Source organism: Clostridium nitrophenolicum, from assembly GCF_055391695.1.
The window spans coordinates 1,638,679-1,662,004 of record NZ_AP042469.1 but is presented as its reverse complement, the minus strand read 5'-3'; the positions used below and the strand labels follow the sequence as shown (position 1 = coordinate 1,662,004).

Genomic DNA, 23,326 nt, shown 5'->3' with positions numbered 1-23,326 from the left:
TTTCTATTTATTTTTATTTTCATATTAATGCTTTATCTTTTGAATTATACTTTCTTTCTCTGACATATTTTCGTATCCTTCATTTAGCTCTTCACTTACTTATTTCTTTTATAAACTGCATTTTATTAAAACAAAAACCTCTTAAGAATTCATGAATTAAATTCTTAAGAGGTTGAAGCCTCCATGCAGAACAATATATTAATAAGCTTATAACCCAATAATATCCAACCTGGATGCTTGACTTATTATCGGTATTCACTTTGTAGGATTCCCATATGAATAATATGATGCCATTTTCCATCTCGAAAGATACTTTCACGAGATTCCCCTTCCTTTTTAAATCCTATCTTTTCATATAGTTTAATAGCCTTATCGTTGAAAGAAAAAACCCTCAATGATACTCTATGAAGATTCAACTCAAGAAAAGCATAATCAAGAAGTAATCTCAATGCTTCTGTTCCGTATCCTTTCCCCCAAAAGTCCTTATCACCAATATCAATAATGCATTCTGCATTTCTATTCTTGTAATCTATATTGATCAATGAGGTAATTCCTATTGGTGTATCTGATTTCTTTTCTACTATGATGTAACTTTTAGATAAATGAGAACCCAAAATAATTTTAGTAACAAATTCTCTAGTTTCTTCAAGATCATAAACATCTAAAAAAGGAGAGGTCGATTTCATAACCTCCATATCATTTCTCCATATATGGTAAATATCTACATCCTCTGGAGTCATTTTTTTAAAAGAAATTCTATCAGAATCAAATAACATAAAAATACACTCCTTTACCTTTCTATAATTGGACAAAGCATTTGTTTTAATGTAAAAAGTAAAATCTTAAGTTGCTCATTTACCTTTGTTCTCTCTATGCCCAGATTAAATGTATCCAACATTAATCCATCTATAAATGAAATAAGATATAAAGCAATATTATCTGGCGGAAAGCATGGATGAAATTCTCTTTTTTCAGTTCCTTTTTCAATGAATCTTTTTATTGAGATAATTAGCCTATCATATCTTTCTGTTATATAAGGATTGCTCTCTTTATTTTTCTCATAGTGCGTTATTATAAAAAACTCCGCCTTACAGAGCAAAAGAGATTTATTGATAGCTTCAATGTTTTTTTGTTGTACTTCAATCCAATTTGTCAGCTGCTCCCAAAAATAAGTTTGATCATCTTGTTCAAAATAGTTTATATCTTCCTGATCTTCAGCTTGAAGAACTTCTCTAAATGCATGCTCAATATTGCTAAAATAGGAATATAGAGCTCCTCTAGACACTCCAGCCTCATCTATAATGTCTTGCATCGTTGCATGTGCATATCCTTTTCGGGTAAACACATCTCTTGCAGCTTGGAGTAATTCATTTTTTTTCTTCTTTTTATACTCATCACTTACTTTTGGTGACATATCCTGCTTACACCTCCTGTGTCCACATCTTAATGAAATATGTTTTGGAGAATTAATTTATTTACAAAACATAAGCCATAGGGATACTAGACCGAAAATTGACTTACACTCTAGAGTGTATTTCCTTACACTTATTATAAACGACACTAATGTCGTTTTCAAGTTTTTTAAATAAATGTATCTTGTAAGGACTATATAAAAATCTTCAAGTAAAAAAATCCCTCAAACCATACTAGTCTGAGGGAATATAAAGCACACTTTAATTTTCAATTAAAATCTTCTAAAGTCTTTAATATAAGGCTATTTTATAAGGAAATACTATTTCACTGCTATAATAATTCTTTAATTCGGAAATATTAGACACTGAGCAAAAAGCCTTTCATAGCCGTCAGATGCCCCTAGTTCCATATAATCTATTTGATGAGCTAATTCTTCAATTTGCTGCTTTACCTCAGCAGACATAAGAGCCATATATGCTCCTGTTTTAGAAGAATTACCTACATATACTAACCTATCCTTAATTTCTTCTGGTAAAATACCTATTCCTACTAAACTGTCAGCAGGCAAATGAGCTCCAAATTGCCCTGCTATAACAACTTTATCAAGTTGATTCATATCAATGTTTGCTTTTTTCAGTAAGGCATAAAAACCTGAAAGAATAGCTCCTTTTGCTAATTGTACTTGTCGAATATCAGCTTGTGTAATTAATAGTTGTTCTGGTGCTCTATTTAAAATAAACTCACGTTTCTTTCCATCTAATTGAATCATATCATAGCGGTAATCTGATTCCTCTAGCTTTTCTTTTTTTATGAATGCTCCATCCTTTTTTACAAGACCTGTGCGAATCAACTCTTTCACAGCAGCTAATATTCCACTTCCGCATATTCCTATTGGCTTTTGGTCTCCTATAACCTTAAGCTCAATTCCGCTTTCAGTAATTTTTACATCTTCAATTGCGCCTTCTGCTGCCCTCATGCCTGAGCTAATGTTCATCCCTTCTAAGGCTGGACCCGCTGCACAGGAACAGGATAGCAACTTTCCATGATTGGATAAAACAATTTCTCCGTTAGTTCCAATGTCTATGAATAGAACATTTTCTTTAGCCTTATGTAACTGGCAGACATATGCACCTGCTATAATATCTGCACCTATATAGGCTGAAACTGATGGCAGACAGTACAATCTAGCACCTGGTGCTGCCTTTAAACCAATATCCCTTGCCAGTATATTTTTTGCCTTTACAAATGTCGGTGCATACGGAGACATTCCGATAGATGTTGCATCAATTCCTAAAAGGAAATGCATCATTGTACAGTTTGCCGCAATGGAAATCTCATAAATATTTCTTCTATCAACTTTTGATTTATTGCATATATTTTGAATCATCTCATTGATAGAGTTAACAATTGCATATTGCAGCTTTTCTTTAGAATCCTCTGGATGCTCTACTTCATAAGTGATTCTAGTTAAAACATCCAATCCAAAGTTTTTTTGAGCATTAATCATTGAAGCTGTAGCCAATTCTTTACCAGTCTTCATGTCAATCAACGCCGTTACAACTGTTGTAGTTCCGATATCAACTGCAACTCCGTAAAGTAGGTCAGTAGTATCACCAGGCTCAATTCCAATTAGCTCCCTGCCATTAAAAACTCCTGTAACTTTTCCAGTTATAAATTCATGCTGCTGCAGCAATCTCCAATCAAATTCTTCAACATCAAATGTATTGCATATAGAATCCTCAAAGGAACTTTGATTTTCTAATGTAGGTTTTTCTATTTTGAAAATCTCTTTATGAATTAAAGGATTAAACTCGAAATCAGGCATATATCCCGTCGTAAGTATTTCATGCTTTCTTTCTTTTTGTAAAATTTCAATTGCAATATCTTCTTGTGGCACTACAAGACAGGATAGTCTTATGCCTGAATCAATTTCTTCCTTCTTTAAAAGTTTCTCTTCTGTTTCTGAGATATCAGGTAGATTTCCTTCTAGTAGTCTAATCTTGCACTTTCCACAAGACCCTTTCCCGCTGCAAGGATTATCAACAAAAATCTGATTTTCTAATAAAAGTTGTAATAAATTTTTATCAGGTATATATTCAAATATCTTATTCTGGGGCTTAATAGAAATCTTAGGCATTAGTAACTGAATCTCCTTTTGATAAATATTCCACCATTGATTTTATATTTTCTAGAGGAGACTTCATTCCAAGTCCACAAGCTGGAGATATAATATTTGCCCCGTCTTTTACACACTTTTGAGTTAGTTCAGCAATTTTCTTTGGTTCTCCAAATTCAATTGTATAAGTACTTACATTACCCATTAGTAATCTATCTCCTAAATTTTTTCTTGCATCACTCATATTAACTATAGAATCAAAACTTAGAACGTCACTTTTTATTTTATCTACCTCTGAATATACCTTTTTCATTTGTCCACATATATGCACAATTGTGCCTATATTTTCTTTTTGTACACTATCAATAATTTTATTAATGTATTTAACCGCAAATTCTTCAAATAGCTTTGGTCCTAAGATTTCACCTGTGCCGCTAGGATCAGAAATAGCAATTATATCTGCTCCTGCTTCAATTTGTTTTTTTGCAAATGCGATTAGCTGATCTGTAACAAAATTGACAAACTCATGTGCCTCTTTATTGTTTTTTCTTAATTCTTTATAGAAGGTAGAAGGCTCCATTATAGAACTTGCTGTACTGATAGGTCCAGTTAAATTACCTATAATAGGAACATCGCTGCCCTTTGATTTCAACAATTTAATTGCATCAATCACTACTTTTGCTCTTCCTTCTTCATAATTAATTTCGGAAATTTTCTTCCATTCCTTAACAGAATCAATTGCATATTCTACAACATGAGGCTCATACATCTCTGTTCCCATGTCAACTTTTGCGCCAAAGTTTTCTGCCTCAATAGTCATACAAAAAGGAACCCCGTAATTCTCAAAGCAACCTTCTTTATATACTGCTGTTGCTAAATCAGCCATCATTTGAGCATTCGTATGAGCTTGTGGAAATTGTATTCCAACCTTTTCTATTAGTTCTGTTGTGACCATATTCATCATGCCACCAGGACAAATACATGGTGGTCTATCAACTTTTTCTCCGCTGAAAACCTTATTTAATCGTTCCTTTGGCAATAACATAGTCCTCACCTCTTTCTACGCTACATTAAGTAATCTTTTTACTAATTTAACTGCCTCAGTTGCATTAGGAGAATATCCATCTGCGCCAATTATATCAGAGAATTTCTTTGAAATTGGACCTCCTCCTATAACAACCTTAACATTTTCCCTTATGCCAGCTTCTTTTAATAATTCTACAACAGTCTTCATTCCACCCATTGTTGTTGTCATCAATGTTGACATGCATACAAATGCAGCATTAACTTCCTTAGCCTTATCTACAAAATTTTGAAGTGGAACATCTCTACCCAAATCAATCATTTCAAATCCAGCTGTCTCTAACATGATTTTTACTAGATTTTTTCCTATATCATGGGTATCTCCTTCTACAACCCCGATTACTCCCTTTGGTTTTTCTCTTTCTACTTCATCTGAAGGAAGATGAGGCCTTAAAATTGCTAAACCTTCATACATTGCATCTGAACATAATAATATATCTGTAACAAAGTATTCTTCATCTTCATATAATTGACTTGCACGGTTCATACCATCTACAAGACCTTCCATAATACCATCAAGTATTGGATATCCTGCTTCTACGTATTCATTAGCTGCTTCAATTACATCATCTTCTTCCATTTCCACTACACCATCAGATAGTTTTTTTAATAATTCTTCTTTTGATACTGCCATTGTTTTTCCCCCCATTTTTTACTACTTAATAGATTTATCCGTTGTCCAAGCTTCAGATAGAATTTAAAAATCCACCTAAAACCAAGAATTATGCTTATATTCTAAAGAAAATTTTTTGGATCTAATGGCCACTTTCCATATTTTCTAGCAGAAGCCATAAATTGATCAATATTTTCTAGAGGAACAGCTCCTGAAAGATCACATCCTGATGCCAGAATATATCCACAAGGACTATCATAAGCCTTTTGTATACAATTTTTTACTGCTAAATCTACATCATTGGTATTTCCTAAAATCAGCACCTCTACTGGATCTACATTACCAAGAATAGGAACTTTATCTCCTACTACTTCTTTTGTATATGCCAAGTCTACCCTATTATCAATGCTCATCATATCGCAACCTGACTTTACCATGTCCCCTACAATTGCTGTGGTGTCTCCACAAATGTGATAACAAACCATACCCTTTGCATCATGAATATCTTTCATCAACTCTATTGTATATGGTAGAACGAACTCTTGATATTGCTTTTTATTAAGAATTGTTCCTGATGCAATAGGATCACATAATAAGATAAGAACACCTGCTTTTATAAACTCCCTGCAAATCATTTTTAATGTATCATTGCAGAATTTAATTAGTTGATGTAACTTTTCTGGATTTTTTCTAGTTGCTCTGAGTAAGTTTTCTGTTTTATAGATACTTGCAGCAGCAGTAAAAGGTCCAGATATTAAAACTCCAGTTGGAACCTCATTCCCTATCTTATCCATTATGATACCTGCAGCTTCCAGATGTAGCTGGAATGCTTTATCATTTTTTAGTTCTAGTTTTGACATATCTAGTTGATCAACATTATTCAAATCATCTAAAGCATATTTCATAATCGCTGGTACTGAGTCCTCTGGGTCGCTCATTTGACTTCCTAGTGCTGCACCTATACCATGTAATCCATATTCAACAATAGTTAAATCATTGCCAAATCTTTCATAGCAAGCAATCTGTGCCCTCGCTTCATTCAAAGCGCTGCTTCTTTTTTCCTTGTGAGTCATTCCTAGTGCTAGTCCAGACATGGAGCAAACAACTGGCATAGCTAAAATTCTGTCCATAGGTTTTCCTGTCATAAATTCGGCTAATCTTTCATTTGGGGTCATTTGATCATACTTGTGCATATAGTGTCCTCCCTACTCTAAATTAATTTTTGTATTATAGTATCTTAAACTAGAAAATTGACTTACACAAAGAACTATAGATATATTTCGGCATGTAAGGCAATTTTCGGACTTTGAACCCTATGATGATTAAATCAAGTCAATTGTTTTGATTACTCCATTTTTTAACTCAAATTCTTTATCTTTAATACACATTTGTCCAACAAATTTTGCTTGTCCCATCACTTTTACACAAGCTTCAGAATATTTTATAGGCTCTCCAAGGTTAATATCCTTCCATATAGCTTTGTCTGTTCCTAGTAATGCAAATGTAGTTTTAGGACAAAGTAATAGGATTGTTTCATCATTAATCATTTCTTCAATCTTTTTTAATAATGGATAAGTAAACATTTCTACCGTTTGTTCAGCAAATTTAGGTCCTAAAATATTTAATCCTCCAGAAGAATCAGCGTAACTAATCATGTTGACTCCTACTTTTTGAGCCTCTTCCACAAATCGTAATATTTCATTTTGAAATTTATTGAAAATGGCTTTCATGGTATCTGGATCTTTTCTAAAGATTTTAAAAATATGACGTGGGTCAATTAAAACATTCATAATTGTAAAAGGACCTGAAATATATAAGAGTACATTTTCTCCTTTATCCCTTAAATACTTACAAGCTTTTAAAACTTCTGATATACGCCCTTTGGAGTAGTCGATTTCAGGTAAGTTTAATATTTCTTGTGCAGTTGTACAAATATAATCTTTCGCTCTTGGACCTATGTTTTCATCTCCAAAATTAATGCTTCCTCCCATTGCTTCCCCTTCAACGGTATGACAAAATGGTAATCCGCAAAAATTTGCATTGTCATGTTTTTTCAGCTCTTCCGCTAGTATAGCCATACTACGCCAATTCTTGTAGGCTTCTGGAAACTGCAAGGCCACTTTTTGCGTAACTTCCTTACTAATCCCTACAGAATTATCATAGGTACACTGAAAGTCAATAATCTTACTCATGCTAATCCCCCCTTATTTAATAGCGATCATTTTAAAAGCGTGGATTTTGAATATCTGCTTAAAATTTTGGATGTCTGCCTAGTGAAACATTGCAATATTTTTTGTTTTTTCAAGCCACTACCAATAACAGCTACTTTTGTTTCTTTACATTCTTCTACATACTCCCAGTGATAATGATGTGGAGTAAAATCAAAGTAAACAAATTGATTTGTATCAAGTTCTAAAATTCCCTTAGCTCTTAAAATAAAACCACATTCCTTTTCCTTTAAAGAAATTAGCATTTTATCGAGCTCTTTTTCTGAAAAAATTCTCGGATTAGCAACAGAAAAAGTACTGAATACTTTACCTGCTGGCATTGATGAATTTTTTTCTTTCAAATCAATTTCACAGCTTTCAATTGTATTTAATATTTCAACTATTTTTTCGCCATCATAGGAATACCACTCATCCTTAAGGATAAATGCTTTTTCATTATTTGATTTTATTTTTAAAATTACTTTTTCAACTTCTTTTTCATCTACCTTGTCAAGATGGCTTAAAAAAATGATATGAGCATTCTGAATTTGATCTAAATAAAACTTACCAAAGTCCTCTATGTAATCGCTAAATGCACTCACATCCACAATGGTTATTAGGTGATTTATTCTTATATCAAGATGGGAATTTTCAGAAATTTTCTTGCAAACCTTTACAATGTCCGATAAATTTCCTACACCAGATGGCTCTATCAATATATGATCGGGCCTATATTCTTTGACTAGCTCTTCTATGCTTTTTTTAAAATCCTGCACCAAACTACAACAAATACATCCAGCATAAATTTCTCTAATAGGAAGCTTGTCATTAATTAGGTCTCCATCAATTCCAATATCACCAAATTCATTTTCAATTAAAGCGATTTTACCTTCCATATTCGGAATAACTTTTTTTAAAAATGTAGTCTTTCCAGCTCCTAAAAATCCAGAAATTATATTTACGTTAATACTCAATGTAAACCTCCTTTGTAAATATTTTTTATTTGCATGTTAAAGAACTAATAATTTTATATTAATATTTGTATACAAAAACACATATAGTGCCTTTGAACTCTATATGTGTATTATTTTGTTGATAATCCTCAAACAATTGTAGCATTTTAAATAATAGCAGTCTAATTAATGTTTCTTATTATTGAATCTATGTCTATAAGTTATTTCTATAGTTAAAAAAGAGCCTTTTCAGCTCTTGAAAATAGACAAAATTAAGAGACTATTGCTAGTCCCTATTTTGTCATTGTGATATATGTATATTTAAAACTTATAATAATAGTACATGCTCATTATAGAAATCTCTTGCTAAATTCCTTTAAATTTTGCAAGTTATCATTAATATTTTCAATAGTTGCACTTATTTCCTCAATAGATGCTGCTTGCACTTCGCTTACAGTTGCTGCTTCACCAATTGCTTTAGTAATGTTATTTACCGATAAATTCATCTCTTCGATAATATCTCTTATAGTAGTAACAGACTCCTTACTTTGTTTTGCAAGCTTCCTAATTTCACTTGATACAACATTAAATCCTCTTCCTTGTTCACCAGCTCTAGCGGATTCGATGGCTGCATTTAGTCCTAGTAAGTTGATTTTATCAGCAATGCTTTTAATAATTTCTAGTGCTTCTGAAGTCTTTTTTGAAGTTTCCATTGTATCTTGAGCCAACTGAATCGCACTTTGTCCGGACTTAGCAAGTTCTGAAGCCGAGTCTGCTAGTTCACCAACACCACCTGATACTTGCGTTATTGATTGAGATAACTCACTTATGCTACTTACCATCTGATTAGAATTCTCCATATCAATTCCATTACTAATTGCTCCGATAATCTGCCCTTTTGAATTTTTTATAGGTATTGCTATAACTTTAATAGCTTTGCCTAACACGCTTGCTGGTATATTTCCTTTTTGAATCTTGCCGCTATTTAGAGAATCTTTTACTGTTGCAACTACATCAGTACCATATTTAACTTGTAAATCAAATCCTTCAGCAGGTTCATAATAAATATATTTTTCCCTATCTGATAGTCCAAATGCTGTATCATCTCTTGAGAGGTTGTTTAAATATGGTAAAACAACAGAAAATGATCTTAAAATCTCCTCATCACTTAACTCTTCACTAAAATATTTATTATAATCCATACACATAGCCTCCATCTAGTAAATTGTTTTAAAACCTTGTATTTTCTACATATTATTCATTATATTGGTATACAATATATTGTTCAAGCATTTATTATAGAATTTTCTTGTTATTTATCTACATCTTTAATATTTGGTGCATACATTCATTATCTGTCATATAAAAATTACATAATCAAGGGACTGTCTCAGTAAATCCCATTTCCTATATTCCTTATTTGTATTTCCTGCGAAAAAACTGCTAACAAAATATATTTGCCAGCAGTCTTATATATAAATTATATTCTAGTAAAACTTCTCACTCTTCGTTTCGAAGTATCTTTTTAAATCATAACTTGAAAAGATTCCCTTATCCGTTACAATACCACTAATTAGATGAGGTGGTGTAATATCAAATGAAGGATAAATTCCCTTAACTCCATCTAATGTGTTTTTCATACCATCATAGTATAGTACTTCCTTAGGATCTCTTTCCTCTATTACAATGTCAGAACCTTTTTCTTTATCTGCATCTGGTATTCCTGTTACAAAATAAGGTATTCCAAAGTGCTTTGCTAAAATAGCAATTTGGAAGGTTCCAATTTTATTTGCAATATGACCATCTTTAGCTATTGTATCTGCAGCAGAAGTAAATAGATCTATATTCTTATTCTGCATGGTATATGCAATCATATTATCAGTTATGACTGTTGTGTCAAAACCCATTCCGCTGCAACAGCTGGCAGTTAATCTAGCTCCCTGCAAATAAGGCCTCGTCTCTGCACAGTAAATTTTTATTTGATTATTTCGTTTTCTTGCTGCCATCAGCATCATTCCTATGATTGTCTCTCCAAAACACTGGGTCATGATGCTTCCATTCTTAGGGAACATATCAGCAAGATATTCTCCTACCGTCTCCATGGTAGAGTAACGTCTATTTAAAGAGTTTATGGTTGTATTAAAAATAGCCTCTGAGGCATCTTTGCCTTCTGATAAAGCTTTTTTAGCAGCCTCTAAACAGCCTTTTGTTACAATGCTCATACGATTTGCAGTAGTAGGTCTGGCATGGGAAATATCATGAGCTGCCTTTTCAAGAAATTCTAGCTGTGCAGCCTCATTTTTTCCTCTTACCTCAAAGGCTGCAAGTGCCATACCCATACCTGCAGCGGTATAAGGACCTGCACTCTGAGTTACCATATCCTTAATTGCCTTTGCTACCTCTTTATAGGTATTACAAACAACAAATTTAATTTCTCTTGGATAAATTCTTCTGTCTAAAATCCTTACCGTACCATTTTCATACCAAGCTACATTTTCATACTGCAGCATAAAAGCCAAGTCTTGATCCATTCTTTCCATTTTACATCACCTTTTTTATCTTTCAAGGCAGCCATTAAGCTGCCTTGAAGTTTTATTATATTTATATTCTTAAGACAGTATCAATTTAAAGTCCTCAGTTATATCGCTTCCTTTAGTAAATCTGTATCTGTTCATTATTAAACTAATACCAATTTTAATTAAAGCTCTTTCCATAGGAATTCTTTGCTCTAAATTTTTTACACTAGTTACTTCAAGAACTTTAGAGTCCCCTACAACTCGTCTAATTATTTCTGTGCCAGCATAGCCAAGAGAATCCGCTAATATTTCACTTATGTAATGCTCTTTAAAATAAGAGTTATATAAATTGAAGCTAACTAAAGCATCATACTTTTCTGATAACCTTTTCATAAAAAGATTAAAGGTATCTTCTATTGTCTTTTCAATCCAGCTTAAAAATTCTGAATTGCTGCCTTCAGTATAGTATTTATTAGCCCATGAGAAGAATAAATTACCTATTACATTTCCCACATCATATCCCATCGGTCCATAAAAAGCAAACTCTGGGTCAATTACTTTAATTCCTTTTTCATTGGCAAAAATTGAACCTGAATGAAGGTCTCCATGAATAAGTGCTTGCGCATGATTCATAAATCTATCTCTTAAAATGCCAACTTCAGCCTTTAACCTTTCATTATTATACAAGTTGTTTTCAACGAAGTTTTCGTTTTCCTTTATAATTATATTTCTATTTTTATAATTATAATAAGGTTCTGTGAATACTAAGTCTTCACTAATATCACAAAGTTCCTTATTTGTAAATCTACTAACTCTATCCTTTTTATCTGCTCTGTCAATTACTAAATCTGTAGTTGGAAGTAGAGTATCTGCTAAAAAAGTAGATATGTTATCAGCTAAATGGTGAAAGGTTTTTCCACTCAAGAGCTCTGTTCTTAAATTCTTATATTCGGATATATCCTCCATACAAAGAGCACACATAGTTTCGTCATAATGATAAATCTCAGGTACAAAAGCTTGAGCCAAAGTTCCTTCTATTTTTAAAATTTCAGCTTCAATTCTATTACGATTAATGTCTAAGGGTCTTCCAGAGGATCTTAAAAGCTTGTCAGCTTGTTTTATAATTAATGATTTACCAGTTTTAGGATTCCAAATCTTAAATACATAGTTGATATTTCCATCTCCGATTTCTACAGCTGCTACCTCTTCTTCAGCGGTGAAATACTTTGCTACCTCTTTAGAATAAATTTTTGCTTCCTCAGCATCCATTAAAAAGTGCTCAGAATATCTACTCATCTTACATTCCCCCTACCTCTATACCTTCTTTTACCTGTGGACTTTTACCTCTTGGTTGAAATTTAGGCCATCCAATTAATATAAAGAAAGTTCCGAATACAAGCATAAGCATACAATACCACACATAAGGCATAATAGACATTGGCGATATCTTTGCAAGTCCAGCTGCAACTAACATTTGACCTGCGTAAGGAAGCAGTCCGTTAAAGGCTGATGAGAATAAGTCAAGAATGCTTGCTACCCTTTCTCTTGCGATTCCAAATTTATCAGATATATCCTTTGCAATAGGACCAGTTGCAATTATGGAAATTGTATTGTTTGTAGTAGCAATATCCATTAAGCTTACTAAAGCTGCTATACTTAGCTCTCCGCCACGTGCTGTTTTAGTTTTTTTCGTTAACTTTTCAAGTAGCCAATCAATTCCACCTAAGTAATTCATTAAGGCTACCATCCCTCCTACAAGTATCGCAATAATAGACATATCCTCCATCCATGTCATGCCTGTGTGAATAACTGTAAAAGATCCTACTAAAGTAAAGTCTCCGTGAATAACTCCTATAATTACACCTGAAACAACACCTAAAGTCATAACAAACATAACATTCATGCCAATTAATGAAAGTATAATAACTAAAATATACGGGATAACGTTTACAACATTATAATTGTGTGTAGCTGTTAAATTAAGATTTGGTGCATGCTGCATAGATAAAAGAATTAAATTAATCACAACAGCAGGTAACACCATAAGTATATTGGCTTTGAACTTAGCTTTCATAGGTACATCCTGTGTACGGGTTGCAGCTATAGTAGTATCTGAGATAAATGAAAGATTGTCACCAAACATCGCTCCACCTATAACTATACCGCATACCAAAGGTAAGCTAAATCCAGTTTTATGTGCAATATCAACAGCTATAGGAGTTAATGCTGCTACAGTTCCCATGGATGTTCCCATAGCGAAACTTAATATACAGCCTATTATAAATAATCCTGGCAAAATCATATTAGAAGGTAATATTGTGAGCCCAAAATTTGTTACAGATTCTACCGCATGCATAGCGTTTGCTACACCATAAAAGGCTCCCGCTAGTATAAATATAATTACCATTAAAATAAGTGTTTGTTCTCCACCGCCCTTGCAATACATATTGACTCTTTCATCAAAGGTTGTTGGTTTCTTTTCTCCAGGTTTCTTTAAAGCTAATCCAATACCTGAGGCAATTAAAATTGCTACCATGAGAGGCATATTGTCAAAGCTCTTGGTGAAAATTCCTGTGCTCATGTAAATAATTAAGAAAGCAATAAGTGGCACTAGTCCTAAAAAGTTACCTTTTCCCTTTAAATTATTATTCATAATATAAATCTCCTTTTTATATAAATTTATTGTATTCATTTAACAATTATTAAAGATTCATAAATAACACTGGGTTACTAAAGGTTCGATTTTATTATTTTGCTGTATTCTTCCTGTATTTACTTGTACTACTCGCTATTATTAATGAAATTAGTCTTATTCGTTATTACCTTCTCTATTTTGAAAAAAGCTTATATTCCAGAGCTCTTCTTTGTAATAATCGAATATTATTCGATTATTACTGGATTACCTGAGGTCTTTGCATAATAGTATATTTTTGCAGCATCTTCTACATATACACTTGCAGTATAGGCTTCATCCATAGTTTTACCACAACTAATAGTACCGTGGTTTGCCAAGAGACATGAATTAGATTTTTCTAAGTAAGGAATTATAGCTTGCCCTAATTCAAGAGAACCTGCAGGTTTAAATGGTGCTACCTTAATTTCTCCACCTAAGAAAGGCTTCATTTCAATTAAAATTAAAGGAATGTCTTGCCTGTTTACTGCAAAGCCTGTAGCAAAAGGTGAATGTGTATGAACTATGGCATTAATATTAGGATATTTTTTATATACCTCTAAATGCATTCTCCATTCTGATGACGGCTTTTGTCCTGGTTTTTTAGGTATGCCGTTTACATCGATTTCTACAATATCCTCCTCTGTCATTAAACGATAAGGAAATCCACTTGGTGTAATTAAAAAACTTTCATTATTTCCATCAAATTTCCTCATGCTTATATTTCCACTTGTTCCCGCTACCAATTTTTCTTCATATAGCCCTTTGGCTGCATTTAATACAATTTCTGTTTCTCTCATCGTCAATCCTCCTAATAGATATCTTACAATAATAACAATATACAACATATCCGCTCAAAAGTCAACATAACTTCGAGAGTTTTGCTTGTTTTTTGAACGAATATGTTGTTTTATTTTTTTTAATGTTGTATAATGTTGTTGTATTCATTTACAATTAGTAAGTTCTTAAATTTTAAAATATGGGTTGATTTTGAGATTTTTGTTTATTAATTTCAGCATAAATGTTTTAGAATTATTTTTTAATTTTGTTTTAAGCCACAAACTCTTATAGATGACACAAACTTAATTCACATACTTACTTAAAAATATTAGATTATTTAGTTTATAATAGTAGTACAATACATTATAAATAAGGTTAATCTATAAATTACAGCATTCTAAAATAGGCTAATTAACAACAATTTATAAAGGAGAAGATACACATGTTGAAAATTGATAGACATAATAAAATTGAAGAGGAACTTAGATCTAAGGGAAGTGTCTTAATATCTCAACTAAGTGAAAATTTATCTGTCAGTGAAGAAACTATTAGGCGTGATTTAAAGGAAATGGAGCAAGCAAACAAACTATGTAGAATTCATGGAGGCGCGTATTTACCTGAAACTTATACTAAAGGAATTCCTATACAACTTCGTGAAATCTATTTCGTAAAAGAAAAGGAACTTATGGCAAGGCATGTTATTAAATCTTACATAAAAGAGAAGGACTTCATAATGTTAGATTCCAGCAGTACCTGTTTAACACTTGCTAAAGAATTATTGTCAACTAATATGAGTCTTACGATTATAACAAATTCATTAAGGATTTGTAATCTATGTAATGATACACCTTCAAATATTAAATTAATATGTCCCGGTGGAACATTAAGTACAAGAAACAGTTCTTTCGTGGACTACAAAACCATTGATACATTACAATCATTTATTGCGGACAAAAGCTTTATTAGCTGTCCTTCTATTGATATTAATCATGGTCTTGTAGATAACAATAGCGATGAGGGAATGGTTAGATCCTATATGTTAAAGCAATCTCGTGAGCATTTTTTAATTGTTGATCATACAAAGTTTTCAGAATCTACAAATGTTATATTTGCTGATTTAAGCAGCATAGATGTTATAGTTACTGATAAAAAGCTTACTTCTGAATGGGAAAGAAAATGCTCAGAGTTGAATATTAAAGTAGATTATATTTAATATAGGTATTCGTTAGCATAGTTTTGCAATCTTAATTACAGGAGGTTTATGTATGATAAATTTTAAATATAATAATCCCGCAAGAGTTATATTCGGCGATGGTGCGGAAAATGAAATCGAGAATTTATTAAAAGAGTATAAAGTCAACTCATTACTTTTAGTTTATAGTGGTGATTTTATAAAGAAGCTAGGAATATGGGATACTGTACATTCTGCTTGTCAAAAATTAAATATTGCTTTTTATGAAGAAGGAAACGTAGTCCCTAATCCTAAGGTAGAGCTTGTTCGTGATTTAGTATCCTTAGGAAAATCCAAGAAAGTAGACTTTATATTGGCTGTAGGTGGTGGAAGCTCAATAGATACTGCCAAGGCTGTATCTATTGGAATTCCTCATGAAGGAGATGTATGGGATTTCTTTGATGGAACAAATAATGTAGAAAAAGCACTACCAATAGGTGTTATTACTACCTTGCCTTCCAGTGGTTCTGAAACCTCAAACTGTTCAATTATTTCTAATGGTGTTTTAAAAGTTGGAGTAGAAAGTGATTTAATTATTCCTAAATTTGCTATTATGAATCCAAGATTCACCATTGGACTGCCTCCATATCAAACATCATGTGGACTAGCAGACATTCTTTCACATTTATTAGAAAGATATTTTACAGATATAGAAAATGTAGATACAACTGACTTTTTATTAGAAGGTGCTATAAAAGCTTTAATTTTAAATGCTCATCGTCTTATGAAAGATCCAAATAACTATAATGCACGTGCTGAAGTTCAGTGGTTAGCATCCATTGCTCATAACAATCTCCTTGATACAGGAAGAGTTAGCGATTGGGGCTCTCACAGAATAGAACATGAATTAAGTGCCCAATATGGAATCACTCATGGTGAAGGCATGTCTGTTGTTCTCGTTGCTTGGACTCATTATATGGCTTCAACAGCTCATAAACCAAAAAAACTGGCTCAACTTGCTAATCGTGTCTTTAATGTAGACTATCACGACTATAGGGAAGATGAAATGGCATTAATATTATCTAAGAAGTTAAAAGAGTTTTTCCAATCTCTTAATTTAAAGACAACCCTTACAGAGTTAAATATTACAAATGAACACTTTGAAGAAATGGCTCTTAGAGCTACTCAGAACAATACATGTACTGTAGGTCACTATTTACCACTAGATAAGGATAGAATTATAGATATATTATGTTTGGCTCAGTAATTACATAAGCGTTAAAAATTCCCATATAAAACCATTAAGCTCCCTTTGATATGATAAATCCAGTAGTAAGCCTTGTTAATAGCTTTCTACTGGATTTCATATTGTTAAATTTTTTTGTATTAAATATTAGATTCCATTTTTCAGATAAAAAATCAGTAGATTAAAGAATTATTTCAATTTTAGTTCCTACTCCAAACTCACTTTCTATATTTATAATGCCATCATGTGCTTTTACAATATCCTTTGCTATGGCCATTCCAAGTCCGGAACCTTTATGTCTTTTTCCTGTATTTGTCCCTCTATAATATCTTTCAAAAATATGTTTTAGCTCTTCTTCTTTAATGCCCTTTCCATTATCTATTATAGATATATGAACTCTATCTCTTTTTTCTACTTTAACTTCAATATTAACATTTTTATCATTGTGAACTATAGCATTATATAAAATATTAGTAATAACTCTTTTTATTAATATTTCATCTACATCCTTTTCAATAACTTCCCTTAAGGCTGAAAAATCAATATTTACATTGCTAGTTTCAGGATTATTCAAGATATCTATTACAACTCCCCTTGCTAAGCTTACAATATTGGTATTTTTTAAATTTAACGCAAGAGCTTTATTCTTTAATCTGGTACTAAGATTTAAATCATCTATAAGATCTTTTATATAGTTAGACTTATCTTCTATTATTTTGCTGTATTCTTTTACTTCTTCTTTTGTATACTCATAATCTTCACTGGATAAAATCTCAGCATATCCTTTTATTGAAACTAATGGTGTTTTTATATCGTGAGAGATATTTGATATCCATTCTTCCCTCATTTTATCTAACTTTTTTCTTTCTTCTTCATTGCTTCTAAGCTTTGAAGATAAGTTATTTACATTACAGTAAACTTCTTTATAAATTCCTCTTTCTTCTCTCTTTAAATTATACTCTCCTTCTGAAAGGTTTTTAACGTCCTTTATAATATTTACCAATGGTTTTGTAAGCCTTCTACTAAATAAATACCCAAACAATAAAGCTATAATGGTATCAATAACCAAAATTATATACATTCCAAATTTCAAATCATTACCTAGGCTATAAACATCATAAGAAATAACATTTCTCCTTATCCTTTCAGGTGGAAATCCTATAATATAACTATAATTTTTATTTCCAAGCTTCTTTTCTGATACAAATATAGTGGACATAGTATCAATTGAAATATATTTATATGTATCTATTAGTTCTGCAGGTGTATAGTGGCTTTTAGCTTTAGCAGGTTTTTGGTAATTATAAATTTCATTTCCTTCTTCATCTAAAACCTGTATCCAAGCCTCTTTTTCTCTCAAAATTTTTTCACCATTACTATTGATATATATTTTATTGTTATTTTCTATTAAATACTCTTGGAATTCCCTTGTAAAATCCTCTGCTGAAGAATAGCTAATATCCTTTGTTATACCAATATTATTTCTACCTCCACTAAATATAAGAACAGCCCCTCCAATAATATTAATAACTATTACAATAATAGCAACTGAAACTACAGTTACAATAAACCTGCCTGTTATTTTCCAATTCATATCTATTCATCCTTTAAAACAAACTTATATCCTAAACCTTTTACATTAACAATATATTTCGGATTAGACGCATCCTCTTCAATTTTCTCTCTTAATCTTCTTATATGTACCATTATAGTGTTATCAAAGCCTATATAATCCTCTCCCCAAACTTCACTGCACAATTTTTCTTTACTCATAATTTGATTAGGATGCTTTGCCATATACAAAAACATTTTATATTCCTTTGGTTTCAATTCTATTAGCTCTCCATTTTTCCTAACTTCAATTTTTTCCTCATCTATTTGAAAAGCTCCAAGATTAAGTACAGTATTCTTATTTTCCTCTTCATCATTATAACCACTTCTTCTTAGCTGAGCTTTTATTCTATAAGCTACTTCCTTGGTACTAAAGGGTTTTGTTATGTAGTCATCTCCCCCTAATGCAAAACCTAGTACTCTATCAATTTCTTCAGTTTTTGCTGATATAAATAAAATAGGAATATTAGAAGTCTTTCTAATTTTTTTACAAACCTCATATCCTTCCTCATCAGGTAACATAATGTCTAAAAGAATAATATCTGGATTAACTCTTCCAAACAGATTAAATCCACTTTCTGCATCCTCGGCTGTATATATATTTTCAAAGCCTTCTTTTTTTAACACCATAGACAATAACTTTAATATATCTTCTTCATCATCTATTATTAATATCTTTTTTTTGCTTAATGACGTTTCCATATTAAACACTCCCATCACATTTTCCTATTATTTGTCCAATATCCCACCACTGTATATTAATTATATTCTAATATTAATTATATCCAAATAAAAGAAGAGTCAAATAATATTTTTAACTTGGCTCTTCTTTTTAACTTTATTATTTGTATGGATAAAACATATATACTAATATATTCTATAAAGAAGAAACAGATAATATTTTAAAATTCTTCTTTTTAACTTTATCTTTTACTTTCTTTAGTAAATGCAGTATATGTGGGTTTGAGAAAGATCAAACACGCCACTATTAATATAACTCCTTGAATTACCATTATTGATGAGCTTGCATTATATTTAATTAACTGTGAAGACATCATTCCCCATAGTGGAGTCATAACAATAAATTTGCTAGGTATAATAGCTTCTAATATATATGGAATTCCCATAATCAAGCCGCCAAAAATAAACGGCATAGAGGCTGATTTACTTATTGAAGATAAATATAAACCTAGCTGTGAGAAGAAAAAAGAAGCTATAACCACTGTAATAATCACTATTATCATCATTTGCAGTACATTTAAATTTGAATTTATTCCTTTAAAGTACCAAAGATTTTTTAATGGCATGTCCAGACCTTTGAAGTTTACTTTCCTAAGTCCATCCAAATATATTGTAATTACCATAGATAGATTTACTATAGAAGTTGCTATACCAGCTCCTATTCCCTTGGCAATAACTAATCTTTTCTTTCCATTCTTTGTGGTGTTTATTAAATCACGCATGTTGGAATTATACTCTAAGGTATAGGCTCCAGACAAAATCATAAACATAATTAGCCCCATTATAGGTGTATATCCGTAGCTTTTATAAAAGATATCTGCATAAACATCACTTACAGTACCATTGTGAACTAATAAGCTTCCTAGCAATAAGGCTGCTACCCAAGTTATCAAAATACTTTTTTTAAATAGCATCTTTCTTAATTCTGCTTTTAAAAGTGTACCCATTTATTATACCTCCTTTGTGTTTTCCAAATCGAAATAGAACATATAAACATCCTCAAATTTAGCTTCCATGACCTCTGCATTTTCATAGGATATGGTTTTATCGCTTACAATTCTAAGCTCAGTAAAATCTATTCCCCTTTGGAGATTTACTACCTTATATTTATTCTGTATTTCTGCCAATTGATTTTCATCATTAGTTCTTATTCTATATACTTTTCCATTCATATCAGATAAGATTTCCCTATGGCTTCCCTTCATAATTATTCCGCCATCTTTTATCATAATAGTTTCCTTTGCTATGGACTCTATATCAGAAATTATATGAGTTGAAAGTATTATTATCTTATCTTTGGATATCTCTGATAATAGATTTCTAAATCTTGTTCTCTCTTGAGGATCTAATCCTGCTGTTGGTTCGTCTAGTATTATAATTTTAGGGTCATTTAATAACACCTGAGCAATTCCTACTCTTCTTTTCATTCCTCCTGAAAACTTTCCAACAGCTTTATTTCTTACATCGTACAATCCAACTAAGTTTAATAATTTATCTACTTTTCCATTTGCCTCCCTTTTATCTATGCCTTTTAATGCTGCTACATACTGCAAAAACTTCTTAGCTGAAAAGTTCTTATAAACTCCAAACTCTTGTGGCAAATAACCTATAACCCCTCTATATTCATCTTCTATACTATAAATGCTTTTACCATTGTAGATTATCTCTCCACTTGTAGGCTTAGTTAATGTAGCAATTTGCTTCATTAGTGTTGTTTTACCTGCTCCATTAGGTCCTAAAAGTCCATATACTCCATTTTCCAATGTAAGTGTTATGTTATTATTTGCCTTTTTCTCTCCATAACTCTTAGTTAAATTTTTTATTTCAAGTCTATTCATGTTTAACTCCTCCTAATTTATCTTGTTAAGAATTTTTTAAAGATATTTGTGCATAAAAATATTTCTATAAATAAAGTAACTATCATAATCCCCAAGCATAAATTTGTTACATCTAAACTTGTAGAAAATACTTTTAATCTTCCAGAATACATTCCAGCGAATTCATTGAAATTAAATATCAAATCTATAAAATTAATTTTTGAAAATATAAGCAATGCTTCTTTTGGTAAAAATTTAATTAAAGTCATTGCTTTACCCAAAAATATAAAGATTAAAAATCCGCTTGTAGATTGAATATAATTTGTGGTAATGAATGAAAATAAGCTTGCTAATACTCCTAATGAAATAAGGATTATAAGCATAATACCTATTTTAAGTAATACAAATTTGTATATGGTATAACCATCTTTAAGTAACAATGGATTATCAAATATTCTTATAGCCTGTAACTCTCCATTAATTGGTTTTCCATATTGTATATTGGTGATTATAAATTGTATTGCTAAATACACAGTATAAAGAACTGTTGGAATTCCTATGCTTAAGGCTAATTTTGAATACAAAACCTTGTTTTTATTTCTTGATGATAAAATTAAATTATCAACAGTTGATATAACCTCATCTGTATAGATATTAGAAAAAATTATTATTATTATGATAAGCATAATAGAGGTCATAAGTGGATGAAATGCTCTATAATTAAATACCTTCCAAAAGGTAATATCTTTATGACCACCTCCCCCTCCTAATTGTGGTTTTATAAATACCATAGATATAAAGAGGATAAAGAATAATATTAAAGCAATTATTCCACTTTTTGATTTAAATATTTTTTTTATTTCCCAGTTAATCATTATTTCTTCCTCCTGTATTTTCTTGACTACAAAAATATTTTAACTCCTCATTCTTAACTCTTGATAACATGAACCTTAATTAAAACTTACAATTATAAACCGCCTATTACTCGATGATATTTCAAAAAATAATAAAGGCAGATTGTAAATCAATCCACCTTTATTATTTAAATTATTATTTTGATACAACAATGCGAGTATTGCTAATTTTTTCATAAAAAAATCTATTTTTCTTAATAACACAAAGCACTGCATGAACTAGAATTAAGAAGATTATTACAAATTGTATTAGAGTTATAACGACAAATACATACCCAATTGCACTGTTTAGATTTAATGTAGCTGCAGAAAGTAGAGCTTTGTTTAAACCAAATACCCCAAAATACAAAATACCATATCTCTTAAATACTTCTTTAAAACTTAACTTATTTTCTCGTCCTTTTACTCTTGTACTTGTAAGCCATTTACCAATGGTTTTACCATTAGTAAAATAAACAATTAAAATAAAGTATACAAAATATATTAATCCTTCGAAAATAATATTTTCTTTTATGTTTAGAACTAAACCAATTATAAACATATCTATGGAAAATGCTAAAATTCTTCTAAAATAGCTTACTCTTATTTCTTCAAAGTTTACATTATTATCAATTTCATTTGTATCTGGAAGAAAAAAAGCAAAGATTGGAGTTATCAAATATCCAATATACCCACTAAGAGTATTTAAAAACAAATCATCAACATCAAAAATTCTATAGGGAGCATTGTAAATACCGTATAATGCGGTAAGCTGTGTTATTTCAAAAAATAGTGAAACTAGAAAAGTAATAGCTAAAGTTTTCTTCAAATCTTTTTTGAAATAATATCTCAAATAAATGCCCAGTGGAGTAAGTAAAATTCCATTAAAAACTGCCTGTAAAAAAGCCCTTTCGGTTAATAGATATTTATATGTTGAAGGCTTAGCTAGAACTACATTTGTTTCTTTAAATATGTTACCAATAAACCTAAAAGGTACTAGGCTATAATATTGAGTGCCAGGTCTTTGCAGACTTTTTATATTTCTTGTTTTTGGCAGAGGTAATATTACTAAATAATAAGCTGCGATTAAATATAATAAAAAAGAATATAAAATAAAAATTCTAAATTTGTTTATATATCCGTACTTTTTATATTGATAAATCGCAAAGGGAAAAGTAAAAAGTAAGGCTATAAACGGGAATGTGATAAAAGCATATTTTATAGGTAACAAATATTCTTGCATAAAAATCCTCCTCAATATCTTCAACAATTTAAGAAATACAATTAGAATAGTGTTGCTGCAAAAATAATCATCCATTTGTAATTTTCAAAGAATAACCCTTTAAGTCTAATTTCTACTGGTAAATATATTAGATAAACATATTATAGATGCATTTTTCTTTCTATTTATTGTTATCCCTTTAATTATCATTTACTTTTATTATAAATATACAACCTTAACTGATGATAACTCCAACATTAAATAATCCTTAAT

Annotated in this window: 21 protein-coding genes; 2 read left to right on the top strand and 19 right to left on the bottom strand. The window is 31.0% G+C overall.

Annotation, left to right across the window (positions count from 1 at the left end; genetic code table 11):
- Window positions 1-245: 245 nt before the first annotated feature.
- The 13 genes from ACZ5N4_RS07755 to ACZ5N4_RS07695 form a co-directional block, all read right to left on the bottom strand.
- Window positions 246-776, bottom strand: coding sequence for a GNAT family N-acetyltransferase (locus tag ACZ5N4_RS07755; protein WP_464208690.1), 531 nt, complete (start codon window positions 774-776; stop codon window positions 246-248).
- Between the two features lie 14 nt (window positions 777-790).
- Entirely contained in the window at window positions 791-1,414 is a 624-nt protein-coding gene (locus ACZ5N4_RS07750) for a TetR/AcrR family transcriptional regulator (RefSeq protein ID WP_464208688.1), read from the bottom strand.
- Window positions 1,415-1,756: 342 nt separating this feature from the next.
- Window positions 1,757-3,550: an ASKHA domain-containing protein gene (locus ACZ5N4_RS07745; protein WP_464208686.1), complete on the bottom strand. Its 1,794-nt coding sequence runs from the start codon at window positions 3,548-3,550 to the stop codon at window positions 1,757-1,759.
- Complete coding sequence (locus tag ACZ5N4_RS07740) at window positions 3,543-4,574, bottom strand: methylcobamide:CoM methyltransferase MtbA (protein WP_464208684.1); 1,032 nt, start codon at window positions 4,572-4,574, stop codon at window positions 3,543-3,545. Before ACZ5N4_RS07740 ends, ACZ5N4_RS07745 begins: the two co-directional genes overlap by 8 nt.
- A 15-nt stretch (window positions 4,575-4,589) precedes the next feature.
- Window positions 4,590-5,246: a corrinoid protein gene (locus ACZ5N4_RS07735; RefSeq protein ID WP_464208682.1), complete on the bottom strand. Its 657-nt coding sequence runs from the start codon at window positions 5,244-5,246 to the stop codon at window positions 4,590-4,592.
- Between the two features lie 101 nt (window positions 5,247-5,347).
- Window positions 5,348-6,418 (bottom strand): uroporphyrinogen decarboxylase family protein, encoded by a 1,071-nt coding sequence (locus ACZ5N4_RS07730; RefSeq protein ID WP_464208680.1) that lies wholly within the window; start codon window positions 6,416-6,418, stop codon window positions 5,348-5,350.
- A gap of 129 nt (window positions 6,419-6,547) precedes the next feature.
- A complete protein-coding gene (locus ACZ5N4_RS07725) occupies window positions 6,548-7,417 on the bottom strand; it encodes a uroporphyrinogen decarboxylase family protein (RefSeq protein WP_464208678.1) in 870 nt (289 codons plus the stop codon).
- A 26-nt stretch (window positions 7,418-7,443) separates the two neighbouring features.
- Window positions 7,444-8,406 (bottom strand): CobW family GTP-binding protein, encoded by a 963-nt coding sequence (locus ACZ5N4_RS07720; protein ID WP_464208676.1) that lies wholly within the window; start codon window positions 8,404-8,406, stop codon window positions 7,444-7,446.
- 329 nt (window positions 8,407-8,735) lie between these two features.
- Window positions 8,736-9,587, bottom strand: coding sequence for a methyl-accepting chemotaxis protein (locus ACZ5N4_RS07715; protein WP_464208675.1), 852 nt, complete (start codon window positions 9,585-9,587; stop codon window positions 8,736-8,738).
- A 285-nt stretch (window positions 9,588-9,872) separates the two neighbouring features.
- Window positions 9,873-10,925 (bottom strand): S-methyl-5-thioribose-1-phosphate isomerase, encoded by a 1,053-nt coding sequence (locus ACZ5N4_RS07710; protein WP_464208673.1) that lies wholly within the window; start codon window positions 10,923-10,925, stop codon window positions 9,873-9,875.
- Between the two features lie 69 nt (window positions 10,926-10,994).
- The gene (gene mtnK, locus ACZ5N4_RS07705) at window positions 10,995-12,197 is read right to left on the bottom strand and encodes an S-methyl-5-thioribose kinase (protein WP_464208671.1); all 1,203 of its coding nucleotides are present in this window, start codon (window positions 12,195-12,197) and stop codon (window positions 10,995-10,997) included.
- Between the two features lies 1 nt (window position 12,198).
- The gene (locus ACZ5N4_RS07700) at window positions 12,199-13,554 is read right to left on the bottom strand and encodes a Na+/H+ antiporter NhaC family protein (protein ID WP_464208670.1); all 1,356 of its coding nucleotides are present in this window, start codon (window positions 13,552-13,554) and stop codon (window positions 12,199-12,201) included.
- Window positions 13,555-13,781: 227 nt separating this feature from the next.
- Window positions 13,782-14,372, bottom strand: a complete 591-nt coding sequence (locus ACZ5N4_RS07695) for a class II aldolase/adducin family protein (RefSeq protein WP_464208668.1) — start codon at window positions 14,370-14,372, stop codon at window positions 13,782-13,784.
- 422 nt (window positions 14,373-14,794) lie between these two features.
- On the opposite strand from ACZ5N4_RS07695, the gene ACZ5N4_RS07690 reads away from it, so the two are divergent.
- Both ACZ5N4_RS07690 and ACZ5N4_RS07685 read left to right on the top strand, forming a co-directional pair.
- The gene (locus ACZ5N4_RS07690; RefSeq protein ID WP_464208666.1) at window positions 14,795-15,565 is read left to right on the top strand and encodes a DeoR/GlpR family DNA-binding transcription regulator; all 771 of its coding nucleotides are present in this window, start codon (window positions 14,795-14,797) and stop codon (window positions 15,563-15,565) included.
- Window positions 15,566-15,617: 52 nt separating this feature from the next.
- Window positions 15,618-16,790 carry an iron-containing alcohol dehydrogenase gene (locus tag ACZ5N4_RS07685; protein ID WP_464208664.1) on the top strand — a complete coding sequence of 391 codons (1,173 nt, stop codon included), beginning with the start codon at window positions 15,618-15,620 and terminating at the stop codon, window positions 16,788-16,790.
- Between the two features lie 160 nt (window positions 16,791-16,950).
- Here the strand turns inward: ACZ5N4_RS07685 and ACZ5N4_RS07680 are convergent, their stop codons facing one another.
- From ACZ5N4_RS07680 to ACZ5N4_RS07655, 6 genes are all read right to left on the bottom strand, one after another.
- Window positions 16,951-18,363, bottom strand: a complete 1,413-nt coding sequence (locus tag ACZ5N4_RS07680; protein WP_464208662.1) for a sensor histidine kinase — start codon at window positions 18,361-18,363, stop codon at window positions 16,951-16,953.
- Window positions 18,364-18,365: 2 nt separating this feature from the next.
- Window positions 18,366-19,082, bottom strand: a complete 717-nt coding sequence (locus ACZ5N4_RS07675) for a response regulator transcription factor (protein WP_464208660.1) — start codon at window positions 19,080-19,082, stop codon at window positions 18,366-18,368.
- A gap of 221 nt (window positions 19,083-19,303) precedes the next feature.
- On the bottom strand, window positions 19,304-20,068 hold the full coding sequence (locus ACZ5N4_RS07670) for a hypothetical protein (protein ID WP_464208658.1): 765 nt from the start codon (window positions 20,066-20,068) through the stop codon (window positions 19,304-19,306).
- Between the two features lie 3 nt (window positions 20,069-20,071).
- Window positions 20,072-20,959, bottom strand: a complete 888-nt coding sequence (locus ACZ5N4_RS07665; protein ID WP_464208656.1) for an ABC transporter ATP-binding protein — start codon at window positions 20,957-20,959, stop codon at window positions 20,072-20,074.
- A 17-nt stretch (window positions 20,960-20,976) separates the two neighbouring features.
- Complete coding sequence (locus tag ACZ5N4_RS07660) at window positions 20,977-21,813, bottom strand: hypothetical protein (RefSeq protein WP_464208654.1); 837 nt, start codon at window positions 21,811-21,813, stop codon at window positions 20,977-20,979.
- A 175-nt stretch (window positions 21,814-21,988) separates the two neighbouring features.
- Entirely contained in the window at window positions 21,989-23,074 is a 1,086-nt protein-coding gene (locus ACZ5N4_RS07655; RefSeq protein WP_464208652.1) for a VanZ family protein, read from the bottom strand.
- Window positions 23,075-23,326: the final 252 nt, after the last annotated feature.

Bases quoted from the DNA above. Each gene is read 5' to 3' on its own strand.
- ACZ5N4_RS07675 (WP_464208660.1), bottom strand. From the start codon at position 19,082: ATGGAAACGTCATTAAGCAAAAAAAAGATATTAATAATAGATGATGAA.
- ACZ5N4_RS07685 (WP_464208664.1), top strand. From the start codon at position 15,618: ATGATAAATTTTAAATATAATAATCCCGCAAGAGTTATATTCGGCGAT.
- mtnK (WP_464208671.1), bottom strand. From the start codon at position 12,197: ATGAGTAGATATTCTGAGCACTTTTTAATGGATGCTGAGGAAGCAAAA.
- ACZ5N4_RS07725 (WP_464208678.1), bottom strand. From the start codon at position 7,417: ATGAGTAAGATTATTGACTTTCAGTGTACCTATGATAATTCTGTAGGG.
- ACZ5N4_RS07670 (WP_464208658.1), bottom strand. From the start codon at position 20,068: ATGGGTACACTTTTAAAAGCAGAATTAAGAAAGATGCTATTTAAAAAA.
- ACZ5N4_RS07745 (WP_464208686.1), bottom strand. From the start codon at position 3,550: ATGCCTAAGATTTCTATTAAGCCCCAGAATAAGATATTTGAATATATA.
- ACZ5N4_RS07660 (WP_464208654.1), bottom strand. From the start codon at position 21,813: ATGATTAACTGGGAAATAAAAAAAATATTTAAATCAAAAAGTGGAATA.
- ACZ5N4_RS07755 (WP_464208690.1), bottom strand. From the start codon at position 776: ATGTTATTTGATTCTGATAGAATTTCTTTTAAAAAAATGACTCCAGAG.
- ACZ5N4_RS07700 (WP_464208670.1), bottom strand. From the start codon at position 13,554: ATGAATAATAATTTAAAGGGAAAAGGTAACTTTTTAGGACTAGTGCCA.
- ACZ5N4_RS07665 (WP_464208656.1), bottom strand. From the start codon at position 20,959: ATGAATAGACTTGAAATAAAAAATTTAACTAAGAGTTATGGAGAGAAA.
- ACZ5N4_RS07655 (WP_464208652.1), bottom strand. From the start codon at position 23,074: ATGCAAGAATATTTGTTACCTATAAAATATGCTTTTATCACATTCCCG.
- ACZ5N4_RS07715 (WP_464208675.1), bottom strand. From the start codon at position 9,587: ATGGATTATAATAAATATTTTAGTGAAGAGTTAAGTGATGAGGAGATT.
- ACZ5N4_RS07750 (WP_464208688.1), bottom strand. From the start codon at position 1,414: ATGTCACCAAAAGTAAGTGATGAGTATAAAAAGAAGAAAAAAAATGAA.
- ACZ5N4_RS07695 (WP_464208668.1), bottom strand. From the start codon at position 14,372: ATGAGAGAAACAGAAATTGTATTAAATGCAGCCAAAGGGCTATATGAA.
- ACZ5N4_RS07735 (WP_464208682.1), bottom strand. From the start codon at position 5,246: ATGGCAGTATCAAAAGAAGAATTATTAAAAAAACTATCTGATGGTGTA.
- ACZ5N4_RS07680 (WP_464208662.1), bottom strand. From the start codon at position 18,363: ATGAATTGGAAAATAACAGGCAGGTTTATTGTAACTGTAGTTTCAGTT.
- ACZ5N4_RS07710 (WP_464208673.1), bottom strand. From the start codon at position 10,925: ATGGAAAGAATGGATCAAGACTTGGCTTTTATGCTGCAGTATGAAAAT.
- ACZ5N4_RS07730 (WP_464208680.1), bottom strand. From the start codon at position 6,418: ATGCACAAGTATGATCAAATGACCCCAAATGAAAGATTAGCCGAATTT.
- ACZ5N4_RS07690 (WP_464208666.1), top strand. From the start codon at position 14,795: ATGTTGAAAATTGATAGACATAATAAAATTGAAGAGGAACTTAGATCT.
- ACZ5N4_RS07740 (WP_464208684.1), bottom strand. From the start codon at position 4,574: ATGTTATTGCCAAAGGAACGATTAAATAAGGTTTTCAGCGGAGAAAAA.